Here is a 6,574-nt window from a genome sequence, read left to right as displayed (position 1 = left end):
TCTGGAGTTGGCGATGTCGACGCCGTTGTGGCCGCTGTGGAAGTGCTGGGACACGATGCCGGTGGGGGGGCCGGCGGGCCGGGGGCCCGGTCGGCGGCGGTCGAGGGGCCGTGGTGCGAGGGCCGGCCCCGCCGGCCCCGCTCCTCGCCCCAGAAGTCGTCTTCCCCGCTACCCCAGAAGTCCGCGTTGACCATTGCTTCCCTTGATCGGCCCTCCGGGCGGCCCCCGGTGCGGCGTTCTCTCCGGTCCGCCGGCCGCCGGCCCGGGACCGGTGGTCCCGACCGGTGACATGACCGCAGCGGCAACTTTGCTGGAAAAAATACCTATTGGGCCGGGAAGTATACGGCTTGACGCGTGATCCGTCTTCTCTGTCTCTGTGACATATCGGTTGCTAACCGTTATCTGTGGCCGCCTGGTGAAAGGGGTGGTGTTGACGCCCCGGGGGGTGCTGTCTAGTCTCTTCCTCGTCAGGAATTGAACAGACCGGTCTGTCTGGCCGGTGACCGAGGCAGGAGCCCCGCCATGACCGTCCACGCCTTCGAAGTGACCGCCGCCGACGGCACCACCCGCTCCCTCGGCGACTTCTCCGGCAAGACGCTGCTCATCGTGAACGTCGCCAGCAAGTGCGGCCTGACGCCCCAGTACGAGGGCCTGCAGTCCCTCTACCGCGACCTCCAGGGCCGCGGCCTGGAGATCCTCGGCTTCCCCTGCAACCAGTTCGGCGGCCAGGAGCCGGGCACCGACGCGGAGATCCAGGACTTCTGCTCCACCAACTTCGACGTCACCTTCCCCGTCCTCGCCAAGGTCGACGTCAACGGCCCCGACGCGGCCCCGCTCTTCACCCACCTCCGCGCCGAGGCCCCCGGCGACTTCGGCCCCGCCAACGGGTTCCTCTACGAGCACGTCAAGAACACCCGCCCCGAGGCCATCGGCACCGACGAGGTCAAGTGGAACTTCACCAAGTTCCTCGTCGACGGCACCGGCAAGGTCGTCCGCCGCTACGAGCCGACCACCGCCCCCGAGGAGATCCGCGCCGACCTCGACGCCCTCCTCCCCGCCTGAAAACCGTTTCCCCGGTCACCGGGCGGCATGTCAGGGTCGGCCGGTGACCGACTCGCGATGTGACCTGATGCGCTGGCAGTTCGACATGACCTGGTCGTTGTTCGAGTACCACCTGGAGCGGCTGGCGCCGGAGGACTTCCTGTGGGAGCCGTCCCCCCGCAGCTGGACGGTGCGCCCCGCCGCTGACGGAGCGTGGGCGGAGGACTGGGCCGAGACCGAACCCGACCCCGTCCCCACCCCCACCGTCGCCTGGCTCACCTGGCACATCGGCTGGTGGTGGAGCGTGGCCCTCGACCACGTCCGATCCCGTCCTCCGCGCGACCGCGCCGACCTCCCCTGGCCGGGCGGGGGCGAGGCCGCCGTCGCCCGGCTGCGCGCCCTCCGCGAGGAGTGGCTGACCGTTCTGGACGGCCTCGACGACGCGGCTCTGGACGCCGCCGCGTCCTTCCCCCCGCAGGACGACCCCCGGTACACCGTCGCCCGCATGCTCGCCTGGGTGAACGCCGAACTCATGAAGAACGTCGCTGAGATCGGCCAGGTGCGCCTCCTCCGCGCGGCCGGAGGCCACGGCGGCTGATCGCCTTCGGAGGACCGCCTTCCGGAAGGCCGCCCGACGGGGGAGGGGCGGGCCTATAGTGCTCGCGGGTCTGGCTCCGATAAGGGCGGGTACGCGTGAGATACGAGGAGTACCGGCGGTTCGACGCCGTCGGGCTGGCGGAGGTCGTCGCCAAGGGCGAGGTGAAGCCGGAAGAGGTGCTGGAGGCGGCGATCGGCCGGGCCGAGGAGGTCAACGGGCGGCTGAACGCGATCGTGCACCCGATGTACGACCTCGCCCGAGAACGCGTCCGCACCGGGGTGTCGGGGCCGTTCGCCGGGGTGCCGTTCCTGCTCAAGGACCTGATGCAGGACTACGAGGGGCTGCCCACGGGCGGGGGCTCGCGGGCGCTGCGCGGCCACCTGGCGATGGAGCACAGCGTCGTCGTGCGGCGGTGGCTGGAGGCGGGACTCGTCGTCTTCGGCAAGACGAACACGCCGGAGTTCGGCACGAAGTCCGTCACCGAGCCGGAGGCGTACGGGCCGACCCGCAACCCGTGGAACCTGGAGCACACGCCCGGCGGCTCGTCGGGCGGGTCGGCGGCGGCCGTCGCCGCCGGGATCGTGCCGGTCGCGGGCGCCAGCGACGGCGGCGGCTCCATCCGGATCCCCGCCGCGTGCTGCGGGTTGTTCGGCCTCAAGCCCGGACGCGGGGTGCTCTCCAGCGGCCCGCACCACGCCGAGTACTTCCACGGCGCCGCCACCGAGGGCGTGGTCTCCCGGACGGTGCGCGACAGCGCGCTGATGCTCGACGTGATGACGGCCGTCGACGACCTCGGCGGCCCCTACCTGCCGGCGCGCCCCGCCATGCCCTACGCCGAGCTGGCCCGGCGCGAACCGAGCAGGCTGCGCATCGGCTTCACCACCCGTTCGCCCCTCGGCACGCCCGTCGACGCCGAGGCGGTCGCCGCCGTGGAGGGCGCGGCGAAGCTGCTCGAAGGGCTCGGCCACACCGTCGAGCCCGCCGAACCCGACCTCGACGGCGAGCGGCTCGCCCGCGACTTCCTCATGATGTGGTCCTGCGAGGCGGCCGCGACGCTCGCCCGGGTCCGGCGCGAAACCGGCGCGGGCCGCCGCGACTTCGAGCTCGACACGCGCCTGCTGGCCGGTGCCGCCCGTTCCGTTCGCGCCGCCGACTACCTCGCCGCCCTCACCCGCTGGAACACCTACACCCGCGCCCTCGCCGCCTTCCACGAGCGCTACGACCTCCTGCTGACCCCCGCGCTGGCGGGCCCGCCGGTCCGGATCGGCGCCCTGGACACCCCGCGCCCCCTGCGCCTGTTCGGCGAGCTCATGCTGCTCCTGCGCCTGGCGGGCCCGGCCTCGAAGACGCCGCTCTGGCAGGACCAGCTGGTCGCCAACCTCGCCCCCGTCCCCTTCACCCAGCTCGCCAACATCACCGGCCGCCCCGCCATGTCCGTCCCCCTCCACCGCACCGCGGCCGGCCTCCCCCTCGGCGTCCAGTTCGTCGCCGGCCTCGGCGGCGAGCCCACCCTCCTCTCCCTGGCCGCCCAGCTCGAAGCCGAGCACCCGTGGGCCGGCCAGGAGCCGCCCCTGTGACGGAGCGTGCGTCGCGCCGAACGGAAATGCGTGAAGTCGGCTTCCGTGGAGCGAACAGGACATAACGATCTTGCATCTCGCGGGTGACGGTCCAGAAGAGACCGGGCCCGGACGGGAGGCGGGAGGGTAGCGTCTAGCCGCGTCACCTTCCGATATCGGGTTTTCCGCGTCGTCTCGGGAGGTACCCACCCACCCCCATCCCGACCATGGAGAATCGTGATACGGCACCGCTCGCTTTCGCTTTCCGACCATGGGTGAGGGATTCTCGAGCCGCCGCCGGTTCCTGCTCGGACTGGGGGCGCTCACCGCGGCCTCCACGCTGCCCGGTGCCACCCCGGTCAACGCGCACCACCCCACCGGTGTCGTCGCGAGCCTGGACAGCATGCCGCTGCGGGCGCGGCGGGCGCCGCGCCGGCCGAACTTCGTGGTGATCGTCGCCGACGACCTCGGATACGGGCAGATCGGCGTCCAGGGGCAGAAGAAGATCAGGACGCCGCGGATCGACCGCATGGCCCGCGAGGGGCTGCGGTTCACCGACGCGTACGCGGCCGCGCCCGTCTGCGCTCCGGCGCGGGCGTCGCTGCTGACCGGGCTGCACGTGGGGCACTCGCCGGTCCGCCGCAACCCGCCCAAGAGCGGCGACCTGCCGCTGCCGCAGGACATCCCGACGCTCGGGACCGTGCTCCAGCAGGCCGGCTACCGCACCGGCGTGTTCGGCAAATGGGGCTTCGGCGGAAAGGTGCCCACCAACCCTTCCCACCCCTACAAGCACGGGTTCAACGAGTTCTACGGCTACCTCACCCACTACGCGGCCAAGAACTACTACCCCGAGCGGTTGTGGGACGGCACGGAACCGGCTCGTCTGCCGGGCAACAAGGGCGACAGGGGCCCGGTCTACGGTCCCGACCTCATCGTGGACCGGGCCCTGGACTTCATCCGCAGCAGCGGAGACGACCCGTTCCTGCTCCTGCTGACCCTGCCGCTCCCGCACGCCCACAGCGTCCCGTCGCCGAACATCGACGCCTACGCCAAGAAGAACTGGAGCTCCGCCAACAAGGCGCACGCCACGCAGATCACCCAGCTGGACACCTACGTCGGCCGCGTCATCGACCTCCTGAAGCGCAGCGGCCTGGACGAGGACACCATCGTCATCTTCACCGGCGACAACGGCCCGCACGAAGAGGGCAACGTGCGTCCCGACTTCTTCAAGGCCAGCGGCCCCTACCGCGGCTACAAGCGCAACCTCTACGAGGGCGGTATCCGCACCCCGTTCATCGCCTGGTCGCCCAAGATCATGTCCAGGACGAAGGGGAAGGTGTCCAGCCATCCCACCGTCCACTACGACCTGCTCGCGACCTTCGCCGACTTCGCCGGGATCAACATGCCCACCGGCACCGACGGCATATCCCTGCGTGCGGCCTTCACCGGCCGCGGGACCCAGCGCCGCCACGAATACCTCTACTGGGCACGCCTGCAGGCGGGCGCCACGCCCTCGCACCGCGCCGAGGACCACGGGCGCGGCCGCAACGCCGCCGCGGCGGTGCGGTTCGGCCGCTGGAAGGCGGTCGGTTTCGCCCCCGGCCCCTCCTACACCCAGCCGGGCCACAACTGGGACATCGAGCTCTACGACCTCACCAAGGACCCGGGTGAGAAGCGCGACCTCGCCAAGAAGCACCCGGACGTCGTCCGCCAGGCCCAGCGCCACATGCGCGCCGCCTGGCGTCCCCCGGTGTCCTGGCGCTTCATGAACTGAACCATCCCGCAGCCGTTCCCACGGGCCCGCCACCGGCGGGCCCGTTTCGCATGCCCGGCCGCTTCGACGACGGGATCAGGGAGCCCTGCGGATGACGAGCGTCGTGGTGATGAGGAGGGCGGCCAGCGCCACGAGGAGGGCGGCGGTGGCGGCGTAGGCCTGGAGGGCCTGGGTGAGGGCCGACCGGACGGCTTCCAGGAGGGCGGGGGCGGATTCGCGGGCGGTGGTGAAGCCGTGGTGGACGCTGGTCCGGGCGGCTCGGGCGGTGGCTTCGGGGACCTCGGGGGGCATGGAGGCGGTCAGGGCGGAGCGGTAGACGAGCAAGCCGACCGCGCCGCCGGCGGCTATGCCCAGGGCGGTGCCGAGCTCTCCGCCGATCTCCTGGGCCGCGGCGGCCGAGCCCGTCCGCTCGGGCGGGGCGGTGGAGATGATCAGGTCGCTGATCAGGGACATCGCCGCGCCCTGGCCGAGGCCGGTGAGCGACGTCGCGGCCACGAGGACGGGGAGGGCGGCGTTCGCGCCCGCCGCCGCGACCAGCAGGACGCCGCCCAGTGCGGCGACGGCCAGGCCCGCGGCGATGACGACCGGGGGCCGGAGGCGGATGGCGAGGGCGGGGGCGAGCAGCGCGCCGCCGATGTTGACCGCGATGTAGGGGAGGGTCCAGAGGCCGGCCCGCAGGGGCGACAGGTCCCCCGCCCACTGGAGGTACTGGGTGAACAGGTAGAACGTGCCGACGACGCCGATGCCGACGAGAAGGAGCGTGGCCAGGGCGGCGGACATGCGGCGGTCGGCCAGGAGGGAGAGGTCGAACAGCGGGTCGGCCAGGCGGCGCTGCCTGCGGAGGAAGAGGGCGAGGAGGGACAGGCCGGTCGCGGTCGCGGCGAGGGCGGGCCAGGGGGAACCGGCGCCGGTCTCCTGTCCGGCGGCGAGTTCCTGCAGGCCGTAGACCGTGCCGAGCATGCCGGCCACGGAGAGGGCGATGCTCGCCGGATCGAGCTGGACGGGCGTCCTCTCCCGGCGTTCCGGGAGAAGCGAGGGGCCCGCCAGCAGGAGCGGGAGCATGAGGGGCACGTTGATGAGGAAGACCGAGCCCCACCAGAAGGACTCCAGCAGCACCCCGCCCAGGAGCGGGCCGACCGCCCCGCCGACGGAGAAGGCGCTGAACATCACGGCGATGGCGAACCGTCGCTGCCCGTCGTCGGCGAACATCATGCGCAGCAGGGAGAAGAGCGAGGGCATCAGCGACGCTCCGGCGACGCCCAGCAGGGCGCGGGCGGCGATCAGCGTCTGCGCGTCGGGGGAGAACGCCGCGAGGGCCGACAGCGCGGCGAACGCGGCGGAGCCGGCCAGCAGGAGCCGCCGCGGTCCGGTGCGGTCGCCGAGCCGCCCCATGGTGACGAGGAAGCCCGCGATGAGGAACCCGTAGACGTGCACGATCCACAGGGCCTGGGTCGCGGTCGCGTCGAGGTCGGCGCTGAGCGTGGGCAGCGCGAAGAACAGCACGGTCAGGTCGGTCGAGAGCATCAGCATGGGCAGGACCAGGAGGGCGAGACCCGCCCATTCCCGCCGGGTGGCGCGCGCCGTCATGGACGGCCTCCTCGGGCT

General features: G+C 72.3%; 5 protein-coding genes. 4 read left to right on the top strand and 1 reads right to left on the bottom strand.

Annotated elements, in window-relative coordinates; genetic code table 11:
• Window positions 1-522 precede the first annotated feature (522 nt).
• The 4 genes from ABD140_RS24075 to ABD140_RS24060 all read left to right on the top strand — a co-directional run bounded on the left by ABD140_RS24075 (window position 523) and on the right by ABD140_RS24060 (window position 4,969).
• Window positions 523-1,062, top strand: coding sequence for a glutathione peroxidase (locus ABD140_RS24075; RefSeq protein ID WP_344243219.1), 540 nt, complete (start codon window positions 523-525; stop codon window positions 1,060-1,062).
• A 43-nt stretch (window positions 1,063-1,105) separates the two neighbouring features.
• Window positions 1,106-1,639, top strand: a complete 534-nt coding sequence (locus ABD140_RS24070) for a DinB family protein (protein WP_344243218.1) — start codon at window positions 1,106-1,108, stop codon at window positions 1,637-1,639.
• Window positions 1,640-1,734: 95 nt separating this feature from the next.
• Entirely contained in the window at window positions 1,735-3,216 is a 1,482-nt protein-coding gene (locus ABD140_RS24065; RefSeq protein ID WP_344243217.1) for an amidase, read from the top strand.
• A 250-nt stretch (window positions 3,217-3,466) separates the two neighbouring features.
• Window positions 3,467-4,969, top strand: coding sequence for an arylsulfatase (locus ABD140_RS24060; RefSeq protein ID WP_344243216.1), 1,503 nt, complete (start codon window positions 3,467-3,469; stop codon window positions 4,967-4,969).
• A 75-nt stretch (window positions 4,970-5,044) separates the two neighbouring features.
• Here the strand turns inward: ABD140_RS24060 and ABD140_RS24055 are convergent, their stop codons facing one another.
• Entirely contained in the window at window positions 5,045-6,556 is a 1,512-nt protein-coding gene (locus tag ABD140_RS24055) for an MFS transporter (protein ID WP_344243215.1), read from the bottom strand.
• Window positions 6,557-6,574 lie beyond the last annotated feature (18 nt).

It is taken from the genome of Actinocorallia libanotica (genome assembly GCF_039525175.1).
In the GTDB taxonomy this organism is placed as follows: Bacteria; Actinomycetota; Actinomycetes; order Streptosporangiales; family Streptosporangiaceae; genus Actinocorallia; species Actinocorallia libanotica.
Note: the sequence above shows the minus strand (reverse complement) of the source record. Positions and strands in the feature narration are given on the sequence as shown.

What these genes read in the sequence shown, in the direction of transcription:
- ABD140_RS24075 (WP_344243219.1), top strand. Translation starts at nt 523, where the DNA reads ATGACCGTCCACGCCTTCGAAGTGACCGCCGCCGACGGCACCACCCGC.
- ABD140_RS24055 (WP_344243215.1), bottom strand. Translation starts at nt 6,556, where the DNA reads ATGACGGCGCGCGCCACCCGGCGGGAATGGGCGGGTCTCGCCCTCCTG.
- ABD140_RS24060 (WP_344243216.1), top strand. Translation starts at nt 3,467, where the DNA reads ATGGGTGAGGGATTCTCGAGCCGCCGCCGGTTCCTGCTCGGACTGGGG.